The sequence below is a fragment of the Novosphingobium sp. genome (assembly GCF_036733805.1).
GTDB lineage: Bacteria > Pseudomonadota > Alphaproteobacteria > Sphingomonadales > Sphingomonadaceae > Novosphingobium.
Map to the genome: position 1 here is coordinate 1 of NZ_DAIMZT010000009.1, position 22,590 is coordinate 22,590.

Here is a 22,590-nt window from a genome sequence, read left to right on the forward strand (position 1 = left end):
TTTGCGAGACCACAAGGGCAGCCGCAGCCTCGTCCGCCAAATAAGTCAACGCGACCGGGTAACCGGCCCTGCCCAGCGCCAGGGCACAAGCCATGCCTATGCCGGACTCGCCTCCGGTGACGACGGCTGCGGCGCTTGCATGTTCCATCGCGCTGCGAAACGATCGAGTCCCAACGCAGGTTGCATGATTTCGTGCTTAGGGCCACCTTGCCGCGCGGCTGCTGGCTTTCGATCGCGTTGACGCTCGGCCGCTGATGATCGTCGCCGACAACGGGATCCATCACGCCCTTCTCATGCTTGCTGCAACCAATGTGGGCATCCCCGCCCCGATCGTTTCACCCAGCTACATCGCTGCCGGCGCGCATCCGTGGACGAAATTCCAGCGAGTTGTCGACCAGATCAACCCGTGCCTTATTGTCGCTGATAATCCGGACGCGGTGCAGGCGGCGCTGGGCTAAATGGCGACTACGGTTTCGGTACAATCGCTGCAGGATCTGTCGTGGCTGGAAAACGCGCCCGCAGCGACGGAGCCGCCTAGCGCCAACCATGACGAAATTACGGACAAAGGGTATATAAACCAGAGGAAGGTCTTGTCTCGCCGAGCACTCATCGTCGAACGACTGTTCGCCCAGGACACCCTCAAGACGAAATAACACCTTTGATGGGATTTCGTGAGCCCCCCCGCCCCTTGCGTGGTGATCCATCCTCTGGCGTACGGGATATGCCGAGCATGATATCTTCGCATTGCTCCATCAGATGCTGGCCGTCGCCAGGAATGAGCGTGGCAGCGACGCGCATGTATGAATAGGCGAGGATCGCCCGGGGCCGAGCCTCCGCCTCGATTATTCCGCATTCCCGAAGCAGGCCGCCGATATAGTGAAGGCGCAGGTTGTCCACTTCCTCAAGGGCAGCCCGCACGCGCGGATCACGGCGCCCCCAAAGCCGGATGGCCAACTCCACGTCCGCGGCCATCGCCGACCGCGTGCCGACAATGGGAAGCCGTAGCAGGCGCCGGAAGCGAGCTTCGGGAGATTGTTCCCCTTTGTCCAGACGCTCGATAAGGCTCAGCGTCGCGCGCCGACGCCACAGGCAGAGCATACTGTCGTGCAACGCATCGCGGTCCTTGAAGTGCCAGTAGAAACTTCCTTTCGTCACTTCCAGGCGTTTGGCCAGCAACTCGATACGCACACCGTCAATGCCGCCGGTCGCAAGAAATTCGAGCGCGGTTTCGGTCCACGCGGCGGCGTCAAGTCTTGGCGTATCGGCTGGGCGCCTTTTTCGAACAACGGTCATAAGGCATCTTCAAAGGATTTCATGCCCAACTGTCAATCCCGCCACGACCGTTACCATCCGAAGCTTCACCATACGCAACAGTATTGATAAAAATCGCATCACCGCCATCCAGAACTAATATTGGTTGAGGAAACGATTCCATGAGCGGAAACGCCGAAGCAGGGCGCGGAAAGACAATTCGCGCCCTCGAACTGGATACGAATTACCATGAAGCCGGCCAGGGACAGGCCGTCCTGCTCCTGCACGGGTCCGGTCCCGGCGTGTCGGCATGGACCAATTGGAAGCGCGTTATCCCCGTCCTTGCCGAGTATTTTCGCGTCATGGCGCCCGACATGGCCGGGGTTTGGCTATACAGAACGCAACCCCGATCTGGCCTATGACATCAAGTTATGGGTCAAACATTCTCGTCGCGATTCTCGATGCGCTTGGAATCGAGCGTGCCAGCGTGGTCGGGAACAGCTTCGGTGGCTCTTTGGCGCTTGCGGCGCCGCCCACTTCCCGGAACGTTTCGAACGGCTGGTGCTGATGGGTACGCCTTGCGACAAATTCCTGATGACGCCGGGTCTGCGCGCCGGATGGTTCTATACGCCTGATCGTGAGGTGGTGCGGCAGACCATGGCCCATTTCCCCCATGACCCTTCGTTCATCACGGACGAACTGGTCGACGAGTTGGTCGATGACTATCGCGCGACGGCGGGTGAGGTGGAGGCCCTGGCACAATGGCCGCGCGCGCTCGCCGCCCTGGAAGCCGTCAGGTGATCCAAGCGTTTTCCTGACGGAAACACGGCTCTTTCAAATGGGGCCTGTATAATAAACGGTCGCGACCATGTTGGGGCCTTGCCCCTGCTGTGTCCACACCTCGGCCCCCTCGGCAGTCGGCCGGCCGCAGATATGCAGCGGCGTGCCATCAAAGGCGGGCTGGTGCCCCCGATAATCGAAGCGGGTAATCGGCGCGTCTAGACGACGAGCAGCAAGGCGAGCCATCAGTGTCGCCTGCAATGGACCATGGACAACCAGCGCCGGATACCCCTCCTCCTCCACCGCATAAGAACGGTCGTAATGGATACGATGCCCGTTAAAGGTCAAAGCGGAATAGCGAAACAACAGGACCGGATCGGGATCTATTGTCTCCATCCACGGTGCCTGCGGAGCAGACGTGGGGATCGGGGCGGGCGATGCCGCCAAGGCCCGCTCGCGATAGACGAGGTCATGTTCTTCGGTGATCGCAATCCCCTCACCCCCATCCAGTTCGTGTCGCACGGTTACGAAGACAAGCCCACCGCTGCGTCCCGTTTTCTCACTGATCGCGCTTATCGTGGAGGTTCTGGTGACGGTCGCACCCAACAACAGGGGCATATGGAAAATCACTCGTCCTCCCGCCCACATGCGGTGTGGGAAACCCACCGGCGGAAGAAAATCCCCTTTGGCGGGATGGCCATCGGCTCCCAGCCCGGCCGGAGGCTTCACGTCCCAGAAATAGAGCCAGTGATACAAGGGCGGCAGCGCATCACCCACTTTCAGGCCACCCTTATCCCCCAAGGTCACATCCAGCGCATTCGCGCGCGCCAATGTCAGCACATCCGCCACGCTCTGGCTGCGGCCGATCCAATCTTCAAATCCGTTCACGGTCTCTATCCTTGCCCTGGGGCGGTAACGGATAAGGCGTCAAAACGAGAACCGCAAATGTCGCAGGGCTGCACGATCCCAACTTGCAAGGCATTTCATCCCAAGCCTTCGTCGATACAGGGTTTGCGTCGGAAGATATCGACGTGCATGAAGTGGCCGCCACACATGGCAAAGGATGCCCGTGCGGTGTGGCAATGAAAGTGAACAAGGCGGAAATGGATATGCAGCCATCGCCGCAGGCGCAGCCCGCTTCGGGCCTGGCGCTGGTGCTGGAAGAACAACGTGGATCGCTCTTGCAGTTCCTGGCGGCGCGTTGCGGATCGGCGGACGAGGCGCAGGACCTTTTGCAGGATATGTGGATTAAAGTCAGCGCGCAACCAGCCGGGCCAATCGCTAATCCGCGTGCTTACCTGTTTCGCATGGCCAATAACCTCGCCCTCGACAATGCACGTGGCCGTCAACGATCGATGCGTCGCGAACACGCCTGGATCGAGATTGAGTGTGGCGGCACGATCCAGTTGCCGGAGGATCGAATGGATCCTTCGGAAACAGCCGATGAACTGATCGCCCGTCAGCAAGAGGCGGAGATCCTGCGCCGGGCCATTGGCGAATTACCGGAAGGCGCGGGCCGCGCACTAAGGCTCTATCGGTTCGAGGGGCTGGGACAAGGTGAGATCGCCAAGCTCATGGGCATAAGCCGCAGCGGCGTGGAAAAGCATCTGGCCTTGGCGATGAAGCGCCTGCGGGCCGCGCTCGCCGACTGCGGATATTTTGGTACGGCGACGTCTACTCAGCGTGGGGCTGAAAGCGGGGACTCTCCGCAGATGGAACAGGGACGATGAACCGCGACAACGACGCCATCCTGTCCGAAGCCACGCACTGGCATCTTGCCAGCGGCGACGATTCGATGGATTGGCAGGGCTTTACGCAATGGCTCCAGGCCGACCCCCGCCATCGCGATGCCTATGACGAAATCGCTCTCACGGCGCAGATGCTCGATGAGCATCGATCTGAACTGGTGCAAGACGACACCGTCGTTCTTGACGCGCAGGACACCGAGGTCACGCGCCCAGTCTTTGTCCGCCGGGCGCGCTGGGCTGGCTTTGCGATTGCCGCAAGCCTTGCCGCGATCCTCGTTGCGCCGCAGTTCTTGAGTCCGGCGTCCCAGGTTTACGAAACGGCGGCGGCATCACGCCACATTGCTCTTGCAGACGGTTCCTTCATCGTACTTGCTCCACGGAGCCGATTGACCATCGAAGGACGTGACCAGGATCATATCGCCCTTTCGGGCGGGGCCTTGTTTGATATCCGCCATGATCCCTCTCGCCAGTTGGCAATCTCGGCTTCCGGTCTGACTATCAGCGACATCGGCACCCGCTTTGATATCCAGGCGCAGGATAATGCAGTGCGGGTGGCCGTAGTGGAAGGCAAGGTGGAGGTAAGCGCCGATACCATGGACGCGCCCGTGCGCCTGCCTGCAGGCAAGGGCCTTGCTTACGATGCCAGCGCCGGGACCGCCACCGTCACCCCGGTGCAAGCCGCCAATGTCGGATCATGGCAACAAGGACGGCTATCCTATGAAAACGCGCGACTGGCTCTAGTCGTCGCCGATCTGCGCCGCTATGCGGGCGTTTCGGTAGAGGTGCCGGCAGCCCTGCGCGACCGGCGTTTTTCAGGGACCCTGATTGTCGACAATGGCGATGCGGCGCTACGGGATCTGGTCCAGCTCATGGGTCTGCGTCTCGGCGGCCGTTCTGGCGCTTGGCGCCTCGAACAGCGCTGAGGTTCAGGCGCGTGACGCCGCGCGCCGGACCGTCCACGTCACCGCCGAGAGTCTTCCCGAGGCCATAGCCGAACTGGCTCGCGAAGCGCATGTCTCGATTGGAACTGACGGCCCCCTCCCCCCGCTGCGCGCACCGCACCTGCACGGTGAGATGACTATCGGGGAAGCGCTTGCCAGATTGCTCACCGGCAGCGGCTATGTCGCCCATGAGGTAAGTGAAACGGCATGGCGCATCGAGTTGATCCCGCGTCCTTCGGTGGCGCCCTCACCGGCGGAGCCCACGCCCCCGCCCCAGGCGCCGCCTGACCCGATTATCGTTACAGCGACCAAACAACCGCTTGATCTGCTCTCTCTGCCTGCGGCCGTTTCCGTTGTCCGGCTGACGGAGCGGCTGAATCGTGCCTCCCAAAACGCCAGCGCCTCGGTCGCGTCGAGAGTTGAAGGGCTGGCCATCACCTCGCTTGGGCCCGGCCGCAACCGCTTGTTTCTGCGCGGCGTCGCGGACAGCGCCTTCAGCGGCGAAAGTCAATCTACCGTAGCGGTGGTGCTGGACGAGGCGCGCCTGACTTACGCCGCCCCCGATCCCGATATCCGCCTGGTCGACATGGAGCGGGTGGAGGTACTCAAAGGCCCTCAAGGCTCGCTTTACGGAACCGGTGCGTTGGGCGGCATCTATCGCATGGTGTCTCACCCCGCCGACCTGGCCAATTCGAGCTTTTCGGTTACGACCAGCGGCAGCAAGGTTGCGCATGGCGGCACCGGCTATTCGCTTTCTGCTGTCGCCAATCTTCCATTGGCAACCGGAACAGCAGCTCTGCGCCTTGTGGGTTATACGACCGAGGAGCCAGGCTGGATAGACACGGGGAACCGGAACGATTCGAACGGTACGCACGTATCCGGCATCCGCGCGCAGGCGGCGCTGGTGCCGATCGAAGGCTGGCGGCTGGATATCACTGGCTTTGGCCAGTGGCTTGAATCGCGCGACAGTCGCTATGTTTACGCGCCGCGCAGCTATACCCGCGACCAACAACTTCCCGAACCGCACGACAACGATCTAACCCACATTGCGGGCCGCCTCACGGGCGAGCTTGGCGGCGTGGATGTCATGCTGGCGAGCGCGATAACCTGGCACACCGTGAACGATACCCTCGATGCGACGGTCGGCGCCGAAAGTTTCGGCCTGGCCGACCCACAGGTTTTGACGGACGACCGACGATACCGCACGTCCGACAGTGAACTGCGCTTGCGTGGGCGGCTGGCTGGGGCAAGCTGGTTGATGGGCCTCACTCACCTGGACGCAAGACAATCCATCGCCGTCGCGCTTCAGAGCCAGACCGGCGCGGAATTGCCCGTGAATGATGACCGGCGCGACAGTCACGACAGTGCAGCCTATTTCAACCTTACGGTTCCCCTCGCTCATGCCTTGTCGATCGACGGCGGGGCGCGGCTGTTTCTGTCCTCGGTCCGCGAGACGAGGCTGCTTCCAGAGGGTTTAGTGACGCGAAAACAGGACAAGGCCGGCGTTACTCCCAGCCTTGCGCTGGCCTGGCAGCCCAATTCGCGCCGGCTCATCTACCTGCGCTACGGCTCGGCATTTCGTCAGGGCGGAACTGATATCACCCCCAGTGGGGCGATCGACAATCTCAGGAGCGACGAACTCGCGTCGATCGAGGCCGGCTGGCGGGAAAGCCTTGCCGGTGGCGGCCACGTGGAACTTTCGGCGTGGTACTCGCGGTGGGACAACGTCCAGTCCGATGTGCTGTTGGACAACGGCCTGGTTGAGACCACGAACGCAGGTGACGCCGTGATCCTCGGCATCGAAGGCCATGCGGAGGTCCCGATCGCAGGAGGATGGCGATTGGAGGGCGGCGCCAACGCCACCAGCGCACGCCTGACCCGCAATGCCCTCGGCTTCAAACTTAAGGACACGCGCTTGCCCGTGGTGCCCGAATATACGCTGCGGACCGCCCTTCGCCGCGATTTCAAATTGGGCGCGTTCGATGCTTGGGCCCGGTTGAGCCTGCGCTATATCGGGCCTGCCCGCATGAGCTTTGATCCCGCCATCGATCGGGGCATGGGTGACTTGGTCGAAAGCGCCCTGGAAATGCGCATGAAGCGGAACCGCTGGGAACTGGGGCTTTCTGTCCAGAATCTGCTTAACGACAAGGGAAACGTCTTCGCGTTCGGCAATGCTCTACGCTATCGCCTCACCCGCCAGTTCTCGCCGCAACAGCCGCCCACAATTCTCTTCAGCGCCGCCATGGCGATGTGAAGCGCGCTTGGCGGACAGCGAAGGCTCCGTAATTGCCTCTTATTGTGCCGCTATCGGCAGCCAAATGGCGCTAGCATCCTCGCCGCCGTAGTGAACCGTTTCAGTGGCCTTGACGTAATCATGCGCCTTGGCCTCCATGATCGAGGGAACCCAGCTTTGCGGGTTGCGGTCATATAGGGGAAACAGGCTTGACTGAACTTGCACCATGATCCTGTGCCCCGGCAGGAAAACGTGATCGACGTTAGGCAGAAACCACTGGAAGGCGTACGTCTTACCCGGCTCCAACGGCGCCGGGGTAGCAAAGCCGTGAACATAGCGCCCCCGAAAAATCTCGATGCCAAGCGCCAATTCATAGCCGGCCGTCGCCGGATCAGCGACATTCTCTTCAGGATAGACATCGATCAGTTTGACCACGTAATCGCTGTCCTGCCCCGTGGTTGATGCATGGAGATCGACCTTGGGCGCACCCTTGATATGGACGGCCTTGTCCAGCACCGTGGTCGTGTAGGTCAGGACGTCAGGTCGTCCGTCGACAAACCGCTGATCGTGGACAAGCCATTGCTTCCATTCATCGCCCGACATCTGGATCGGGCGCGGAAGCATCGGCACCGGCTTGGCGGGATCGGAAACGTAGCTGTCGCTCCCAGCCGCCGGCTTCCCGAACATAAGTGCGGCATTCGACGCAAGATAAAGCGGCGTAAGTTCCCCCTCAGGCCACTTCTGCGATTCTTCCCAACGGTTCTCACCCGTAGCGTACGTGAGGACCGGCGGCGTTTGGCAGGCCGGGGGATTGCTCTTGAGATGGCAATCGAGGAACGGCTTCATCCAGCGCGTGCGAAACTGCAGCGCGGTGTCGCCTTCGAACTTGAGCGGCCCAAGCTCGCGTCCCTGATAGTTGACGCCCGAATGACGCCAGGGACCGATTACCAGGCTAACCATATTGTTATTGGTGTCCTGTGGCTCCAGAGCCCGGTAGACAGCCGGAGCACCATAGCTGTCTTCCTGGTCCCACTGGCCGACCACCAGCATTGTCGGCACGGTCAGCTTACGCTTGGCAAGCTGCTTATCCACTGCCTGTTCCTGCCACCAGAAATCATAAGACGGATGCTCGAGAACCTTACGGATCGCCGGCAGGTCCAGCAGGCCGAAAGCCTCTGCATATTCCCTGGCTGAGCCTGCACGCAAATAGGATGCATATTCGTCGCCGGTGCCTTTCGGCACGACGCCAGCGCCTTCCTTCACTGTCTGGCTCAAGTCATAATCGAAGCCGAATGTGCGATAGGCGCCGTTATGAAACCAGTCATCGCCCATCCAGCCATCGACCATCGGGCTCTGGGGCACCGAGGCCTTGAGCGCTGGATGTGGATCCACCAGCGCCATCAGTGACGTGAAGCCGAGATATGACGAGCCGATGATGCCCACTTTGCCGTTGCTTTCCGGCACATGCTTCACCAGCCAATCAATCGTATCGTAAGCGTCAGTAGCGTGATCGACTTTAGTATGATTGAGCGCGCCGCGCAGTGGGCGGTTCATCACATAGTCGCCTTCCGAGCGATGCAGCCCCCGCACATCCTGGTAGACCCGGATATAACCGTCATCGACGAACTCCTTGTCCATCATCGGCAGGATTTCCTCGATCTTCTGACTGCGGCTCCGGCTGGTTGCCTCATAGGCATCGTAGGGAGTGCGGCTCAGCAGAATGGGCGCGTCTCTGGCGCCTTTGCGGAAGACGATCACAGTGAACAGTTTGGTCCCGTCACGCATCGGGATCATGGCCTCTCTGCGAACGAAATCCGCCTGGGGCCGAACCCAGTCATAGCTTCTGACCTGATCGTTGGTCATGGGATCGGTGAGCGCCGCGGAAAGGGGAACGGTAGCCGTAGCGGAGAGCGCGAGGAAAAGACTCGCTGCGATCGTGCGAGAGTTCATCGCCATTGGGTGCCGCGCGGAGATGGCGCGGTCAAGCGCGGCGGCAAGATGGTGCCCTGATTTTTCCGCGTGATTTTAAACGGTTCACGTCGCGCGCGAAGAGGTCCACCAAAGTCGTGAAGCCGGCGCCCTCCCCTTTAACGATGTGAACCGAAGCGGCGATTTCGACCTTGACATTTTAACCGTTTAGGTTATATAGCCCGCCATCCGGTAACCACCGGGTCGGCAGGTGCGCGGGAGCCAAAGGCCATGGCTCGCATGTCACCCGCACAAGCGGTCGGCGTCCCGCCAGGTAAGGGCCGCCTGCAACCGCGAGCAAGGTCTTCGCCCAGGGGGTAGCGCCTCGGGGGTCAGCGGCAAGGACGCGAGCCCGCATCCGCTGCACACCTTCCTCGCCAGGGCCGAGTTGGTAAGTTTTCGCGTTCCCCTCATCAGCCATTCGCAATCGAAGGTTCGCCAGCCAAGCCTGTATGGTTCAGGTATAAACATCGCCGGCCGCAACTGCCTGCCGTGTTCTCCCTCCCGGCGTCAGCCCGCATTCGCCAGCGGGGGCCTTACCGTGCCTGCTCCTCCCTTCGGGAGAACGGGCCGAGACGTCCGCTTTCCCGAGAAAACTACATGAAAGCGGACTTTCCGGATGCGCCGACATTGCTGCCGTCACAACCTATTCACTGTGATCCCGATAAACGCCCTGGCTGGCATGAATCACCCTAGCTGCAATGGCGAGTACGATATTCTTTCAAAGAACCGAAAAAGCCGCGACGTGCGAGGGAGCGCTGCTTTTCGCCTCTATTGATTGCACGACGTAAGTGTTGAAATTTACGATTTTCGATGAAATCATCGCGACGAACGTGCCCAAACGATGGAAAATCGTGTAATGATGGTTTGCCTCCGGCATTCAATAACCGTTGCATAGCTCTTAATTCGGATACGTATCTCTGTGCCCCATGTGCAGCATAAGGGCCGAGTGCTCTACGCCGCTTCGAAAATTCGGCTTGCCATCGGAACTGATATTCGCGGCAACCAGGATCATGAAAATAGCTCAATGGTCCCTCTACACTCATGGGCCAACCTCAGTTGAATTGCATATGACTGCTCTGCTGAGATATCGTTAAAGAGTGGAAACGTCCGGTCACCCCGACAAATCGGCCGAAGCAGCTTGCCGGGGGGCTTCGCAATAGCCGCATTTCCCCACGCCGAATGAGAGGCCGTCTTCATCTATCGCCCCTAAACGTAAAGAAGCGCGGAAAGGCCCGAAAGCCTCCGCGCTCCTTTGCGTTCAAGCCAAGTTCAGGCGGCCTGCTTGTGCCGCTCGTTCGCTTCCAGATTGAGCAGATCTGCGATCTCGAAGGCCAATTCGATCGACTGCGCGCCGTTGAGGCGAGGATCGCAGTGCGTGTGATAGCGGTCGGCCAGCGCCTCGTCAGTGATGGCGATGGCGCCGCCGGTGCACTCAGTCACGTCACGCCCGGTCATCTCGATGTGGATGCCTCCGGCATGCGTGCCCTCGGCGCGATGGACGGCGAAGAAGCCGCGAACTTCGGCCAGGATGCGGTCAAACGGCCGGGTCTTGAAGCCCGAGTCAGTCTTGACGATGTTCCCGTGCATCGGATCGCACGACCATACCACAGGATGGCCTTCGCGCTGCACCGCGCGCACCAGCTTCGGCAGGCCGGCCTCGACCTTGTCATGGCCGAAACGGGCGATCAGGGTCATGCGGCCAGGCTCGCGCGCGGGGTTGAGCGTGTCCAGCATGCGCAACAGCGCGTCCGGATCAAGGCTGGGGCCGCACTTCATCCCGATCGGATTGCCCACGCCCCGCAGGTACTCCACATGCGCGGAGCCTTCGAAGCGAGTACGATCGCCGATCCACAACATATGCGCGGAGCAGTCGTACCAATCGCCGGTCAATGAATCACGGCGGGTCAGCGCCTGCTCGTAGGGGAGCAACAGCGCCTCATGGCTCGTGTAGAAATCGGTGCCCTGAAGCTGCGGCACGGTCGTCGGATCAATGCCGCAAGCGGCCATGAAGTCGAGCGCCTCGCCGATGCGATCAGCCATCTGCGAGAACTTCTCGCCCCATGGGCTGCGGTTGATATGGTCCATCGTCCACTGGTGGACCTGACGCAGGTTCGCGTAACCGCCATGCGCAAAGGCCCGCAGCAAGTTCAATGTCGCGGAGGACTGCGCGTAAGCTTTAAGCATCCGCTCCGGATCATTCCGGCGGCTCTCCGGCGAGAACTCGATGCCGTTGATGATATCTCCGAAGTAGCTGGGCAACTCCAGTCCGCCGATAGTCTCCGTCTGCGCCGAGCGTGGCTTGGCGAATTGGCCCGCCATCCGGCCCAGTTTCACAACCGGCTGCTTGCTGGCGAACGTGAGCACCACCGCCATCTGCAACAGCACGCGAAAAGTGTCCCGGATGTTGTCAGCGCTGAACTCGGCGAAGCTCTCGGCGCAATCGCCGCCCTGGAGCAAAAAACCACGCCCCGCCGCCACTTCGGCGAGATCGGCTTTGAGGGCGCGCGCTTCGCCGGCAAAGACCAGCGGCGGAAACTTGGCAAGCGTGGCCTCAACCTCGCTCAACTTCTCCGCATCGCCATAAACCGGATGGTGGCGCGCTTCACGCGCTTTCCAGCCGTCCGGGGTCCAATCGCTAGCCACTTTCCATACTCCTATGTCCCGACGCCGAGGGCCGGCTGGAAACAGGGCCGCCGTTTAGCGCTCATAAGCCATCTTTGCAAAGCCGCTTTGCCCGATCACAGTGATCGCAGACGTCCGGCGCATGCATCAAGCTTCGGTCAGCGCGCCGCCATGCTGGACCGCCCCTCCTCGGGCATCACTTCAAGACGCCAGGACCGGTCCCTGCCCAGATAGCGGGCCGCCAACTGCTGCATCTTCAGCGGGGTGGTCTCAGTATAGTCGGTAAGGACGGTGCGCACAGTGCCGATCCGGGAAGGGTCGGCGGTAGCTCCCTCAAGCTGACTCATGAAGAACGCGGTGCTGGATGCTGCCCGCGTCACTTGCTGGCGCAGCGGCTCCGTCACACGCTCAAGCTCGTCTGCGGTCGGCGGGTTGGAGATGAGGTCCTGCGCGATTTCGTCGGCAGTCTGGAAGAATACTGGCACTGACTTGGGATCGAGCTGCGCCATCGCGGTTATCGACCCCCCGGCCTGCATGTCGACTGGCCAGTTGGAGACCACATAAGGCGCATAAGAGACGCCCAGCTTCTCACGCACGGCGTCCATGAGGCGATTGGTGAACAACTGCGTCAGAATTTCGAGCTGCCGCGATTCACGGATGCCCATCGAACCGCCGCCGGTCGGCCACGAAATCACCGCCGCCGCCTGATCGGGATCACCGTGATGGTGCAGAACGATCGGCATGTCCGAGGGATGCGGCGCGGTGACCTCGGCCGTCCGGGCGCTTGAAGGCGCGGGCGCTCTCTGCTTCAGCGCGCCGAAAGTCTTTTCCAGCGACGCGATGGCGGCGGCCTTATCGAAATCCCCGAAGATTTGCACTTCGACCGGACCTTGCGCCAGGGCCCTGCCCCACACGCGCTTGAACCCTTCCGGCGTGGTTCCTTCTATCTCCTTGGGCGTCGGCGTGGCGAAGCGCCGATCTTCACCGCGTTGGTAGAACTGCAGGTCGCGATTGAGCACGCCTTGCGGAGAGGTTGCGTAAGTGTCGTACTGGATCTTTGCCGCCGCTTTCGCGCGCAGGAAGGGGTTCGTGTCCCACCGGGGCAGGTCCAGTTTTGCGGCGAAGAGATAAAGTTGGTCCGCCAGGTCCTGCGGCCGCGTTTCGGCAGAAAGCTGAAAGGTCGCGTCCTGCACGTCGAAATCGAAACCCATCTTCCGCCCGGTGGAGATACGGTCCAGGTCTTCCTGACCCAGGGTCGCCAGACCGGATCCAACCAGCGCATACTGCCCCAAGGCAATGTAAGGCGCATCCTTCGGATCGATCGAACGGTAGCCGCCGCCGAAACGGACCTTCACCATGACCCTGCCCGGCTCTTCAGTCACCGGCCAGAGCAGCACTTTCACACCGTTGGCGAAAGTCAGCTGCTCGATATCGAGAAGGCCGGTCGGCATGTCGCTCACCGGTTTGGCCGATGCGCCGATAGAAGGCAGCTTATCGAATGATACAGGCGCTTGGTTGGCGGCCATCCTGATACTGGCGTCAGGCTGCACGGGCTGCAGCAAGGCCAGGCGCAGAGCATCGTCACTGGCCACTCCGGATTTCTGGACGGTGAACAACCCTCTCGTAACCGTGCCCGAGAACAACTGCCGCGTATGCTCGAGCACTTTATCGGGCGTGAAAAGCGGTTTGGATCGGCGGAAAATGTCAAGCACGTCGTCAGGAGCGGCCACGGTCTCACGGATGTCCAGAGCGTTGACCAGATCATCGGCGATCTTGGCGCCCGGTAAGATCTGCTGTTGCTCAACCGGCACCTGGAAGGCCACGTCGAGCTCGGCCACCTCGCGGTCGATCTCCGCCTGCGTGGGAGCGCGGTTCATGGCATCGGCAATGACGGCGCGCACATCATGCAGGGCCGCCTGCCAATCGTCGCCCAGCGGGGTGACGGAAACGAAAGTCGCATCGGCCGAACGCGAAACCTTGTCCTGGTTCACGGATGCCGAAAGGAAACTACCTCCCGCGCGCGCCTTTGACTCAAGCCTTCGATTAACAATCGCCTGAGCGATCGAGTCCGTCATCAACCCTTGATTGTAAACGATGTTGTCATCGACCTGCCGCCAGGGGCGCAGGACGGCGTACATCAATGAAGGCGGCAGGTCCGGTTCCACAAGTACGCGCGTTTCGCTCACCGGGTTCTTCGCATCGACATCCTTCGGCGCGACGGGATCCCCGAAGCTGGGCTGCGGCGTTTTCGCTCCTTGGACCGACCAGCCACCAAACCACTTGCGGATGTAGGTTTCAAGCATGGCGGGATCGACGTCCCCCGCAACGATCACGGCGACATTGTCCGGCCTGTACCATCGAGTGTAAAAAGCCCGCACCGACTGGGGAGTGGCCGCGGTCAGAGAGGCGACCGTGCCGATCGGCTCCCGCTCCGCCAGCGGCTGGCCCGCGTAAAAGATCTGCTGCATCGCGTCCTGCACGCGCTTGGCCGCCCCGCCGCGTTCGCGCATCTCTGCCATAACGATCGGCAGGTCCTGCTTGAGATTTGCAGCCGAAAGCGTGGGCGCGGTGACCATTCCCGACATGAGCTTGAAAGTCTCATCCAGCGAACCCGCCGTTGCGTTGGGCAAGTCCAGCTTGAAAACAGTCTCGGTGGGAGTGGTCTGCGCATTAGTATCGCTGCCGAAGGTGGCCCCCAGGCGTTGGAACGCCGCGATCGCCGTTCCCTCGGCCAGGTACTTGGACTGGCGGAATAGCATGTGCTCAAGCAGATGCGCGTAACCGCGCTCCGAATCGGTTTCATAAAGCGAACCAGCGTCAACCCGTATCCGGATAGAAACTTGCCCCGGCGGAACCCCGTTCTTCCGCACAGCATAACGCAAACCGTTAGGCAGTTCACCGAAATGCCAGAGCTTGTCATGAGGAATATCGCTATTGCGATATAGCCATGGGTCTTGCGTATCGGCCTGCAAGGTATTGGGAACGATGGAAACTTGCGCCGGGGCAGGCTGTGCCGAAGCCTCGGCGGTCAGGAGCAGGCTGGCGAGCAAGCAGGCGGCACGCGGAAAGGTCGTCATCACCAAAGCTATAGGGCGACCGCTCCTTAAGGGCCAGTGAATAGCGCGGGTACTTGACCGCTCGTCCACTTGACCTAAATCGCCAATGTCATGTTCATAGAAACCGAAACAACGCCCAATCCCGCGACGCTCAAATTCCTGCCCGGCCGGCGGGTGATGCCGGCGGGAACGCGCGAGTTCACCTCGTACGAGGGGGCCGCCGCCTCCCCACTGGCGGAAGCTCTTTTCGATCTGGGCGACGTCACCGGCGTGTTCTTCGGCCACGACTTCATTTCGGTGACGGCAGCGCCGGGCGTCGAATGGCCCGGCTTGAAGCCGCAAGTCGTATCGATCCTCCTGGATCACTTCATATCCGAAGCGCCGTTGTTCGCGGGCGGCGACGCCAGCACCATCGCGGTGCCGGCGGAGGACGACGATTTCGGTGACGATCCCGCCGACGCCGATATCGTCGCGCAGATCCGCGAACTTATTGAAACACGCGTGCGCCCGGCTGTCGCCAATGACGGTGGAGACATTATCTATCGCGGGTTTCGCGAAGGCGTCGTCTATCTGACGACGCAGGGCGCCTGTTCGGGATGCCCCTCCTCGACCGCCACTCTCAAACAGGGAATCGAGAGTCTGCTTAAGCATTACGTCCCGGAAGTAACAGAAGTTCGGGCCGCTTGACGCCTGGCCTCATGACCGGACGACCTCTGCAATTCGCCTCAGGACGCACACTCGCTATCGACTGCGCGACGAAAGCCTGCTCCGTAGCCCTGTTCGAAAATGATTCCCTGATCGGCGGCGAACTACGCATGCTGGGGAGAGGCCATGCCGAGGCGCTCATCCCGATGATCGCATCGCTTCCCGAACGGGGATGGGCCCAACGCATTGTCGTTTCCCTAGGGCCAGGCAGTTTCACGGGGGTGAGGGTCGGCCTTGCAGCCGCGCGCGCGCTCGCGCTGGCCTGGGGAAGCGAGCTTACCGGGTATTCCAGCCTGACGTTGATGGCGGCGATGGCGCATGAGATGCACGGAGCACGGCCGGTCGGCGTGGCGATGACCGGCGGGCACGGCGAATGGTTCATTCAGGGCTTCGATGCCCAGGGCTCTCAAAGTCGTCCGCTAGCCTCGCTACGTCCGGAAGCGGCGGTCGCCGCGACCACAGAGGAAATCGTGGTCGGCGATCAGGCCGAAGCGCTCGTGGCGGCACGCGGGAGCGGACAAGCGGTTGCCTTGTGGCCGGATGCCTGCGCCGTCCGCCTGCTTCCCCCGTCAGCCCTGCTTGCGGAAACCCGGCCGCTCTATGGTCGCGCGCCCGATGCGCGTCTACCAGTAGGCACTTCATCGGCGCCTCCGGCATGATCGATGATGTCGACCGGATCATGACAGTCATGACCGTAGCCTTCGATCCGGCATTCGGCGAGGCGTGGAACAGGCGACAAGTCGAAGACGCATTGCACATCGGCAACTGCCACTATTACCTCATCGGAGAAAAAGGCCAACAAGCGGTCGACGGCGCATCTGCCGCCGGCTTTTCATTGTCGCGCACGGGATTTCAGGAAGAGGAACTATTGCTTCTGGGAGTCTCTCCCGAATTTCGCAGGAACGGACTGGGCCGATCGTTATTGGATCAACTTCGCCTTGCAGCGGCTACTCGCGGCGCTAAGCGTCTTTTATTGGAAATGAGAAGAGGTAATCCCGCTGAGTCGCTATATCGAAGTTTCGGATTCTTCCCCATTGGTGAACGTCGCGATTATTATCGGACGGCAAGCGGGCAACGAATCGATGCGATCACATTTACATGCGACATCGCGTGAATCCAAAGGGGTGGATACATGCGGCATTACCAAGAGAAATAGAAATTTGTCTAATCTCTTTCAATTGAACTTGCACTGACGATCGAAAGCGTTCAATGGATGAGTGACGGGCTTGAACAAGCGTCCCGCCGATAGAATGGTCGCACACGAGGGTAAGAAAATGGAAAATATTCAGAACGACATGAACGAGACGTTGATAACGCTCGCTTCCGATATCGTTGCCGCGCATGTAAGCAACAACAGCGTATCGGTGGAGGACCTGCCGTCCTTGATAACCAATGTATATGGCGCGCTCGCCGGACTTGGTGGCCCTACCATCGTCGTGGAAGAAAAACCCGAACCGGCAGTATCAGTTCGCGCATCGGTAAAACCCGATTACATTGTCTGCCTTGAAGACGGCAAGAAGCTCAAGATGCTTAAGCGTCATCTCATGACTCATTACAATATGACGCCGGAAGAATATCGTGCCCGCTGGAACCTGCCGGCCGATTATCCGATGGTTGCGCCCAACTATGCTGAAAAGCGTCGCGAACTCGCGAAGAAAATCGGCTTGGGCCGCAAGCCGAATACGCGTCGCGGGCGTAAGCCCAAGTCCGCTGCCGCCTGATCGAAGCAGGCCGGACAAACGGTTGAGATTGCAGGCGCACCGGCCTAGTATCCGGTGCGCCTTATTCATTTAGCAGGTCACCACGTGCATCAGCCCATAGACATCGAGGCCCTCTGCGCCGAACGCGGCCTTCGCATTACCGAGCAGCGTCGAGTGATCGCGAAAGTGCTTTCGGACAGCACCGATCATCCTGACGTCGAAAAGCTTCATGAGCGTGCCGCCGTGATTGATCCGGGCATCTCGATTGCCACGGTATACCGCACCGTTCGCCTGTTTGAGGAAGCTGGCATTCTGGATCGTCACGATTTCGGCGATGGACGTTCGAGATATGAAGCCGCGCCGGAAGCGCATCACGACCATATGATCGATGTTGAGAGTGGCGCGGTCATCGAATTTGTCGATCCCGAGTTGGAAGCGCTGCAACGCCAGATCGCCGAGAGACTTGGCTTCCGTCTCGTCGACCATCGGATGGAATTGTTCGGCGTCAGGCTGGAACGCGAAGATGGCGACGCATCCAGCAAAAGAAAATGAGTGAGGCGACGTCCTCGCCCGCGGGTTCCCGGGAAAGAGACGTCGCGCTTTGGGGCTGGTGCCTGGCGACTTTGCGCCTGGCCCTCATTCTGGCCGCCTTGCTGATTTGCGCACCGCTCTATTATCTGCTCGCGCCGTTCACCAAGCATAATCCCGCCCCCCGATTGTTTCTCCGTGTCGTGACGACAATCGCCGGCGTCCGCCTGCGCATCGCCGGAACGCGGGCCGCGTCACGCATTTTTTTCCTGGCTAACCATGTCAGTTGGCTGGATATTCCCGCAATGGCGGCGGCGACCGGCAGTGCCTTCGTCGCTCACGACGGCCTTGCCGCGATCGGCCCCCTACGTTGGCTATGCCGTCTTAACGACACAGTGTTCGTCGCCCGTCACGACCGTCTTAGCGTGGCCTCACAAGTCGAACAGATTCGCGCTGCGCTGCGTGAAACGGGGGCACTCACGATCTTTCCCGAAGGCACCACCTCCGGCGGCAACGCATTGCTCCCCTTCAAATCGTCGCTTCTTTCCGCGCTTGATGCTGAGACCGATCACATACCGGTCCAGCCGGTCTGGTTGGATTATGGATCTGCGACGCACGAAATCGCCTGGGTCGGAAACGAGCCGGGTCTGGATAATGCCCTGCGTATCCTCGCACGCTGGCGCCCCATCTATCTTGTCGTCAATTTACTGCCCCCGCTGACCGAGAGCGGGCGGGCCGATCGCAAGATCATGGCACGCGCCGGACGAGAAGCCATCGCCAAGGCGATGACGCATTCCGGCACATAGCGGTCTTAACGCGTGGCGTTATAAGCGAGCTGACTTTCATCCAATTGGAAGCCGACCAGCAGCTCAAACGAAGCGCGTGCCACAGCCGTCTTTACCTGCGGGTCGGAAAGAGGATCGACAGCGGCATCCGCTTCACCTGCCTTGCGTTTGCGAGTGATCCGCTCACGTATGTTGTCGGGCAAAGTCGCTGCCGCCCGGTCAATGAAAGCTGTGCCGGTCCCGGCCACCTGCGCACGGTCCTTTCCATCGGCGAAGTTCAGTGTAACGGTGCCGACCCGCTTGCTGACGACCGCCGTGCCCCCCTGCAGTACGGTGACGAAATAGGGCAAGGTGACCTGCCGCGCGCCGCTGGTGTCATTCCGACGGCCGAGCACCTGGAACGCAACCTGGGCCGTCACCTTGTCACCGCTATCCTCATTGCATTGGGTGCGCACGTCCGTCATCGCCGCGACGACATCGATGTTAGCAGCGGTCTTGTCGCCGGGGACGCGGAACAACGTCACATCGCCGGTGTAATCCGGAATGCCGACGGCGGGGCATTTGCTGCGGACGGCGGTGATGCCCACTCCTTCATCGACCACGATGTCCCCCTTGGTCTTACATCCGCCGAGTGCCGTCATCACGGCGGCAGAACAGAGAACAGTGGCAGTCAGACGGCGTGCATTCATCGTGACATCCTCGAATGGCGTGCGCTTGCCCTAGCGATGCGAGCGACAAAGCGCTAGAGGGCCGTTCATGAACGCGCCCTTTCCGTCCACGACATCGTCTGCATCAGGGCTTCCGCTGCGCCTCCTGATCGCCGCACCACGCGGATTTTGTGCCGGCGTCGATCGCGCCATAGAAATCGTCGAGCGAGCGCTCGAGATTTATGGCCCTCCGGTCTATGTCCGGCACGAGATCGTGCACAACAAGTTCGTGGTGGATAGCCTGAAGGCAAAAGGCGCCGTTTTCGTTGAGGAATTGAGCGACGTTCCCGATGGCGTTCCCGTGATCTTCAGTGCGCACGGTGTGCCGAAATCGGTTCCGGTCGAAGCTACCGCACGCGGTCTCGATTGGCTGGACGCCACGTGCCCATTGGTGAGCAAGGTGCACCGCCAGGCCGAACGCCAGATCGAGGCGGACCGACACATCCTGTTCATCGGCCATGCCGGACATCCGGAAGTGATCGGCACGTTCGGGCAGGTCCCGGAAGGCACGATGACACTGATAGAAACGGTGGAGGACGTTGCCGCTCTGCCCTTTCCTTACGACGCCAAACTGGCCTATCTTTCGCAGACGACGCTTTCGGTTGATGATACGGCCGCGATCATCAAGGCGATCGAGGCGCGTTATCCGCAGGTGGCCGCCCCCAAGGCCGAGGATATCTGTTACGCGACCTCCAACCGCCAGGCTGCGGTCAAGCAGATCGCGCCGATGTGTCAACTTGTCTTCGTGATCGGCGCGCCCAACAGTTCAAATTCGCTGCGTCTTGTCGAAGTGGCGCAACGCGCGGGAGCGCGGGCTCAACTTATTCAGCGAGCCGAAGATATCGATCCGGCCTGGCTTGATGGAGTGGAAACCGTCGGCCTCACGGCCGGCGCTTCGGCGCCCGAGCAACTGGTCGACGAGGTGGTCGCTCGCTTGAAGGAATTGCGAGACCTGGTGACGGACGAGGTCGTGACCGCGAAAGAGCGCATCACTTTCAAGCTGCCCCGCCAGCTGATGCAGTGAGGGAAGAATAATGGCGGTCTATACCCGATTGGGCGCCGAAGAGATGTCCGCGATCATCGCCGCCTTCAATGTCGGCACGCTGGTTTCCGCCAAGGGTATTGCCGAAGGGGTTTCCAACAGCAATTGGCTGATCGAAACGCAGGAGACGGATAGCGCGCCGCGACGCTTTATCCTCACTGTCTATGAGGGCCGAACCGACACGGCAGACCTGCCGTTCTTTCTCGACCTTCTCGATCATCTGGCTGCGCGTGGTTGCCCGGTCCCCCGCACGATGCATGACCGCGATGGTGCCAGCCATCGCATGCATGAGGGCAAGGCCCTGGCCTTGATCGAGTTTCTTCCAGGCGTCTCGGTGTCCGATCCCACGCCTGGCCAGACGCGGGCAGTCGGCGCGGCGCTGGCGCAAATTCATCTTGCGGCTACCGATTTCGGCAGTGAAAGGGCAAACTCCATGGGCCCGGCCGCGTGGCAGCAATTGCTCGGCGACTGCGGACCCGATGGACTGGAATCGATCCATTCGGAACTGGCCCGGATCGTCAGCCGTGAACTGGCCGTGTTGATGACCCGCTGGCCGGCGGACCTGCCGCGAGGCGTCATTCACGCGGATCTCTTTCCAGACAACGTGCTGATGCTGGGCGAGAAGGTCACCGGGCTGATCGACTTTTACTTCGCCTGCACTGACATCACCGCTTACGATGTGGCGGTAACTCACGCAGCGTGGTGCTTCAGCGCTGACGGCACGCGATTTCTTCCTGCGCTGTCAGCCGCCCTCCTCGAGGGTTATGAAAGCGTGCGCCCGCTCTCACCGCAGGAGCGCAACGCTCTACCCCTCCTGGCCCGCGGCGCAGCGATGCGCTTCCTTGCAACCCGCGCTTATGACTGGCTGAATACGCCTGATGGCGCGCTGGTGACCCTCAAGGATCCCATGGCCTTCGCGCGCCGGCTGGAGTTCTATGCCGATCCCGTCAACGCGGCTATCTTCCCCGCATGAAGAAGATCGAAATATTCACTGACGGCGCCTGCAAGGGCAATCCCGGTCCCGGCGGCTGGGGCGTGCTGTTGCGCATGGGCGCTCACGAAAAGGAGATGTCCGGAAGCGAACCCGAGACGACCAACAATCGCATGGAAATGACCGCCGTCATCAAGGCGCTCAATGCTCTGACCGAACCGTGCGACGTAACGCTTCATACGGACAGCCGGTACGTCATCGACGGCATCACCAAATGGGTTCACGGCTGGAAGAAAAAGGGCTGGGTCAACGCAAGCCGCCAGCCCGTTCGCAATGCGGACTTATGGCACGAGTTGATCGAGGCGGCCGCCCGGCATCAGGTGCAGTGGAAATGGGTGCGTGGCCATAATGGCCATGTCGAAAATGAACGGGTCGACCGGCTGGCGAGCGAAGCCGCGCGTACAGCGGCTTGACAGGCCGAAACGGCTGCAGCGAACGGCCAATCAGGTGAAACGCATCGGCGAATAGGGCGCGGGATCGATTTCCCCGCCTTGCTCGCCCAGGATAAGGCGCGCACCAAGCTCTGCTGCGGCGGGCGCAGTCTGGATGCCGAAGCCTCCCTGTCCGGCGAACCAGAAGAACGCGGGCTGATCCGGCGCAAATCCGTAAACCGGCATACGATCCGGCGCGAAAGAGCGAAGGCCGGCCCAACGATGCTCCACGCGCTGGATCTGCCAATCGACCACTTGCCCGAAACGGTCGATCGCCAATGCCACATCGATTTCCTCAGGCGCGGCATCGCAGGGAATGCTCCGCGTTTCATCATGCGGACTGAGCCAAAGGCGACCGCTTTCCGGCTTGAAATAGAAGCTTTCGGAAATGTCCAGGACCAGAGGCAAGTCTTCAGGCGCGGCGGGTTCAACGGCAAGCTGCGCGATCGTGCGGCGATATGGCGTGATGCCAAGCGGGCGAGCCCCCGTCACCCGCGCGACAGCGTCAGCCCATGCTCCGGCCGCATTTACAAGAATCGCCGTGGCAACCTTGCGCTCATCCGACAGCACCAGATGCCATAAAGGGCCTACCCTTTCCGCGCGAGTCAGCGCAGCCCGGCACCATAGCTGCGTGCCGGCGTTGCGGGCCTGCGCCAGATAGTGATGATGCAGCCGAGCAACGTCGATATCGCAGCAACTCGGCTCCAACGCGCCGCAGGCCCAACCGGTTCGTAATTGTGGCAGGCGTCCCTCGACCCCCATGCGATCCAGCACTTCGACCTGCACCCCCGCTGCGAGGTATCGTTCAGCGAAAGCTGCAACTTGCGCTTCCTGCCCCTCCCTCCCGAGCGTCAGGGCCTCACGTCGCGTCAAAACGCCAAGCTGGCGCAGCACGGGGCCTGAGGCGGTCGTCAGCGGTTGCACCCCCGGTCCGCCATAACTTTCCGTCCAAAAGGCGGCGGAGCGGCCCGTGGTATGATATCCGGGGCGCTCCTCAGCCTCGATCACCAATACCCGTGCCCGCGCGCCGATCGCGGCGGCAAGTGAAGCACCGGCAATTCCCGCGCCGATCACCACGATATCGAAAAAGGCATCCATC

Annotated in this window: 22 protein-coding genes; 15 read left to right on the forward strand and 7 right to left on the reverse strand. The window is 61.1% G+C overall.

Features of this window, described 5'->3' with window-relative positions; translation table 11 throughout:
- Positions 1 to 254 precede the first annotated feature (254 nt).
- Complete coding sequence (locus V7D69_RS03970; protein ID WP_333605111.1) at positions 255 to 458, forward strand: hypothetical protein; 204 nt, start codon at positions 255 to 257, stop codon at positions 456 to 458.
- Between the two features lie 181 nt (positions 459 to 639).
- Here V7D69_RS03970 and V7D69_RS03975 read toward each other — a convergent pair whose 3' ends face one another.
- Complete coding sequence (locus V7D69_RS03975; protein WP_333605112.1) at positions 640 to 1,293, reverse strand: TetR/AcrR family transcriptional regulator; 654 nt, start codon at positions 1,291 to 1,293, stop codon at positions 640 to 642.
- A gap of 140 nt (positions 1,294 to 1,433) precedes the next feature.
- On the opposite strand from V7D69_RS03975, the gene V7D69_RS03980 reads away from it, so the two are divergent.
- Both V7D69_RS03980 and V7D69_RS03985 read left to right on the forward strand, forming a co-directional pair.
- Positions 1,434 to 1,673 carry an alpha/beta fold hydrolase gene (locus tag V7D69_RS03980; RefSeq protein WP_324062944.1) on the forward strand — a complete coding sequence of 80 codons (240 nt, stop codon included), beginning with the start codon at positions 1,434 to 1,436 and terminating at the stop codon, positions 1,671 to 1,673.
- Positions 1,674 to 1,812: 139 nt separating this feature from the next.
- On the forward strand, positions 1,813 to 2,052 hold the full coding sequence (locus tag V7D69_RS03985; protein ID WP_333605113.1) for a hypothetical protein: 240 nt from the start codon (positions 1,813 to 1,815) through the stop codon (positions 2,050 to 2,052).
- A 33-nt stretch (positions 2,053 to 2,085) separates the two neighbouring features.
- On the opposite strand, the gene V7D69_RS03990 is transcribed toward V7D69_RS03985, so the two are convergent.
- Entirely contained in the window at positions 2,086 to 2,919 is an 834-nt protein-coding gene (locus tag V7D69_RS03990) for an FAS1-like dehydratase domain-containing protein (RefSeq protein WP_324062940.1), read from the reverse strand.
- Positions 2,920 to 3,113: 194 nt separating this feature from the next.
- Here V7D69_RS03990 and V7D69_RS03995 point away from each other — a divergent pair, with 194 nt between their 5' ends.
- From V7D69_RS03995 to V7D69_RS04005, 3 genes are read left to right on the forward strand one after another with little or no spacing between them, the layout of a single operon-like run.
- On the forward strand, positions 3,114 to 3,761 hold the full coding sequence (locus tag V7D69_RS03995) for an RNA polymerase sigma factor (RefSeq protein WP_333605141.1): 648 nt from the start codon (positions 3,114 to 3,116) through the stop codon (positions 3,759 to 3,761).
- A complete protein-coding gene (locus tag V7D69_RS04000; RefSeq protein WP_333605114.1) occupies positions 3,758 to 4,702 on the forward strand; it encodes a FecR family protein in 945 nt (314 codons plus the stop codon). The genes V7D69_RS03995 and V7D69_RS04000 overlap by 4 nt, the downstream gene beginning before the upstream one ends.
- Complete coding sequence (locus V7D69_RS04005; protein ID WP_333605115.1) at positions 4,614 to 6,974, forward strand: TonB-dependent receptor; 2,361 nt, start codon at positions 4,614 to 4,616, stop codon at positions 6,972 to 6,974. The genes V7D69_RS04000 and V7D69_RS04005 overlap by 89 nt, the downstream gene beginning before the upstream one ends.
- 39 nt (positions 6,975 to 7,013) lie before the next feature.
- On the opposite strand, the gene V7D69_RS04010 is transcribed toward V7D69_RS04005, so the two are convergent.
- The 3 genes from V7D69_RS04010 to V7D69_RS04020 form a co-directional block, all read right to left on the reverse strand.
- A complete protein-coding gene (locus V7D69_RS04010; RefSeq protein WP_333605116.1) occupies positions 7,014 to 8,909 on the reverse strand; it encodes a CocE/NonD family hydrolase in 1,896 nt (631 codons plus the stop codon).
- Positions 8,910 to 10,193: 1,284 nt separating this feature from the next.
- Positions 10,194 to 11,567, reverse strand: coding sequence for a class II 3-deoxy-7-phosphoheptulonate synthase (locus tag V7D69_RS04015; protein WP_333605117.1), 1,374 nt, complete (start codon positions 11,565 to 11,567; stop codon positions 10,194 to 10,196).
- A 137-nt stretch (positions 11,568 to 11,704) separates the two neighbouring features.
- On the reverse strand, positions 11,705 to 14,623 hold the full coding sequence (locus tag V7D69_RS04020) for a M16 family metallopeptidase (RefSeq protein ID WP_333605118.1): 2,919 nt from the start codon (positions 14,621 to 14,623) through the stop codon (positions 11,705 to 11,707).
- A 90-nt stretch (positions 14,624 to 14,713) separates the two neighbouring features.
- Between V7D69_RS04020 and V7D69_RS04025 the strand changes: the two genes are divergently transcribed.
- From V7D69_RS04025 to V7D69_RS04050, 6 genes are all read left to right on the forward strand, one after another.
- Complete coding sequence (locus V7D69_RS04025) at positions 14,714 to 15,289, forward strand: NifU family protein (RefSeq protein ID WP_333605119.1); 576 nt, start codon at positions 14,714 to 14,716, stop codon at positions 15,287 to 15,289.
- Between the two features lie 11 nt (positions 15,290 to 15,300).
- Positions 15,301 to 15,966 (forward strand): tRNA (adenosine(37)-N6)-threonylcarbamoyltransferase complex dimerization subunit type 1 TsaB, encoded by a 666-nt coding sequence (tsaB, locus tag V7D69_RS04030; protein WP_333605120.1) that lies wholly within the window; start codon positions 15,301 to 15,303, stop codon positions 15,964 to 15,966.
- Positions 15,963 to 16,421: a GNAT family N-acetyltransferase gene (locus tag V7D69_RS04035; RefSeq protein WP_333605121.1), complete on the forward strand. Its 459-nt coding sequence runs from the start codon at positions 15,963 to 15,965 to the stop codon at positions 16,419 to 16,421. Before tsaB ends, V7D69_RS04035 begins: the two co-directional genes overlap by 4 nt.
- A 160-nt stretch (positions 16,422 to 16,581) precedes the next feature.
- On the forward strand, positions 16,582 to 17,028 hold the full coding sequence (locus tag V7D69_RS04040; RefSeq protein ID WP_324063650.1) for a MucR family transcriptional regulator: 447 nt from the start codon (positions 16,582 to 16,584) through the stop codon (positions 17,026 to 17,028).
- Positions 17,029 to 17,112: 84 nt separating this feature from the next.
- Entirely contained in the window at positions 17,113 to 17,559 is a 447-nt protein-coding gene (locus V7D69_RS04045) for a Fur family transcriptional regulator (protein ID WP_333605122.1), read from the forward strand.
- Entirely contained in the window at positions 17,556 to 18,341 is a 786-nt protein-coding gene (locus V7D69_RS04050) for a lysophospholipid acyltransferase family protein (RefSeq protein ID WP_324063646.1), read from the forward strand. The genes V7D69_RS04045 and V7D69_RS04050 overlap by 4 nt, the downstream gene beginning before the upstream one ends.
- Positions 18,342 to 18,346: 5 nt before the next feature.
- Here the strand turns inward: V7D69_RS04050 and V7D69_RS04055 are convergent, their stop codons facing one another.
- Positions 18,347 to 19,009 (reverse strand): hypothetical protein, encoded by a 663-nt coding sequence (locus V7D69_RS04055; protein WP_333605123.1) that lies wholly within the window; start codon positions 19,007 to 19,009, stop codon positions 18,347 to 18,349.
- Between the two features lie 67 nt (positions 19,010 to 19,076).
- Here V7D69_RS04055 and ispH point away from each other — a divergent pair, with 67 nt between their 5' ends.
- From ispH to rnhA, 3 genes are read left to right on the forward strand one after another with little or no spacing between them, the layout of a single operon-like run.
- The gene (gene ispH / locus V7D69_RS04060; RefSeq protein ID WP_333605124.1) at positions 19,077 to 20,051 is read left to right on the forward strand and encodes a 4-hydroxy-3-methylbut-2-enyl diphosphate reductase; all 975 of its coding nucleotides are present in this window, start codon (positions 19,077 to 19,079) and stop codon (positions 20,049 to 20,051) included.
- A 10-nt stretch (positions 20,052 to 20,061) separates the two neighbouring features.
- Positions 20,062 to 21,042 carry a homoserine kinase gene (thrB, locus tag V7D69_RS04065; protein WP_324063641.1) on the forward strand — a complete coding sequence of 327 codons (981 nt, stop codon included), beginning with the start codon at positions 20,062 to 20,064 and terminating at the stop codon, positions 21,040 to 21,042.
- The gene (gene rnhA, locus V7D69_RS04070; protein WP_324063639.1) at positions 21,039 to 21,473 is read left to right on the forward strand and encodes a ribonuclease HI; all 435 of its coding nucleotides are present in this window, start codon (positions 21,039 to 21,041) and stop codon (positions 21,471 to 21,473) included. Before thrB ends, rnhA begins: the two co-directional genes overlap by 4 nt.
- Before the next feature lie 30 nt (positions 21,474 to 21,503).
- Here the strand turns inward: rnhA and V7D69_RS04075 are convergent, their stop codons facing one another.
- On the reverse strand, positions 21,504 to 22,589 hold the full coding sequence (locus V7D69_RS04075) for an NAD(P)/FAD-dependent oxidoreductase (RefSeq protein ID WP_324063637.1): 1,086 nt from the start codon (positions 22,587 to 22,589) through the stop codon (positions 21,504 to 21,506).
- Position 22,590 lies beyond the last annotated feature (1 nt).

What these genes read in the sequence shown, in the direction of transcription:
- V7D69_RS03970 (WP_333605111.1), top strand. Translation starts at nt 255, where the DNA reads ATGATCGTCGCCGACAACGGGATCCATCACGCCCTTCTCATGCTTGCT.
- V7D69_RS03975 (WP_333605112.1), bottom strand. Translation starts at nt 1,293, where the DNA reads ATGACCGTTGTTCGAAAAAGGCGCCCAGCCGATACGCCAAGACTTGAC.
- V7D69_RS03980 (WP_324062944.1), top strand. Translation starts at nt 1,434, where the DNA reads ATGAGCGGAAACGCCGAAGCAGGGCGCGGAAAGACAATTCGCGCCCTC.
- V7D69_RS03995 (WP_333605141.1), top strand. Translation starts at nt 3,114, where the DNA reads ATGAAAGTGAACAAGGCGGAAATGGATATGCAGCCATCGCCGCAGGCG.
- V7D69_RS04000 (WP_333605114.1), top strand. Translation starts at nt 3,758, where the DNA reads ATGAACCGCGACAACGACGCCATCCTGTCCGAAGCCACGCACTGGCAT.
- V7D69_RS04005 (WP_333605115.1), top strand. Translation starts at nt 4,614, where the DNA reads ATGGCGATGCGGCGCTACGGGATCTGGTCCAGCTCATGGGTCTGCGTC.
- V7D69_RS04010 (WP_333605116.1), bottom strand. Translation starts at nt 8,909, where the DNA reads ATGGCGATGAACTCTCGCACGATCGCAGCGAGTCTTTTCCTCGCGCTC.
- V7D69_RS04020 (WP_333605118.1), bottom strand. Translation starts at nt 14,623, where the DNA reads ATGACGACCTTTCCGCGTGCCGCCTGCTTGCTCGCCAGCCTGCTCCTG.
- V7D69_RS04025 (WP_333605119.1), top strand. Translation starts at nt 14,714, where the DNA reads ATGTTCATAGAAACCGAAACAACGCCCAATCCCGCGACGCTCAAATTC.
- tsaB (WP_333605120.1), top strand. Translation starts at nt 15,301, where the DNA reads ATGACCGGACGACCTCTGCAATTCGCCTCAGGACGCACACTCGCTATC.
- V7D69_RS04035 (WP_333605121.1), top strand. Translation starts at nt 15,963, where the DNA reads ATGATCGATGATGTCGACCGGATCATGACAGTCATGACCGTAGCCTTC.
- V7D69_RS04040 (WP_324063650.1), top strand. Translation starts at nt 16,582, where the DNA reads ATGGAAAATATTCAGAACGACATGAACGAGACGTTGATAACGCTCGCT.
- V7D69_RS04050 (WP_324063646.1), top strand. Translation starts at nt 17,556, where the DNA reads ATGAGTGAGGCGACGTCCTCGCCCGCGGGTTCCCGGGAAAGAGACGTC.
- V7D69_RS04055 (WP_333605123.1), bottom strand. Translation starts at nt 19,009, where the DNA reads ATGAATGCACGCCGTCTGACTGCCACTGTTCTCTGTTCTGCCGCCGTG.
- ispH (WP_333605124.1), top strand. Translation starts at nt 19,077, where the DNA reads ATGAACGCGCCCTTTCCGTCCACGACATCGTCTGCATCAGGGCTTCCG.
- thrB (WP_324063641.1), top strand. Translation starts at nt 20,062, where the DNA reads ATGGCGGTCTATACCCGATTGGGCGCCGAAGAGATGTCCGCGATCATC.
- rnhA (WP_324063639.1), top strand. Translation starts at nt 21,039, where the DNA reads ATGAAGAAGATCGAAATATTCACTGACGGCGCCTGCAAGGGCAATCCC.
- V7D69_RS04075 (WP_324063637.1), bottom strand. Translation starts at nt 22,589, where the DNA reads ATGGATGCCTTTTTCGATATCGTGGTGATCGGCGCGGGAATTGCCGGT.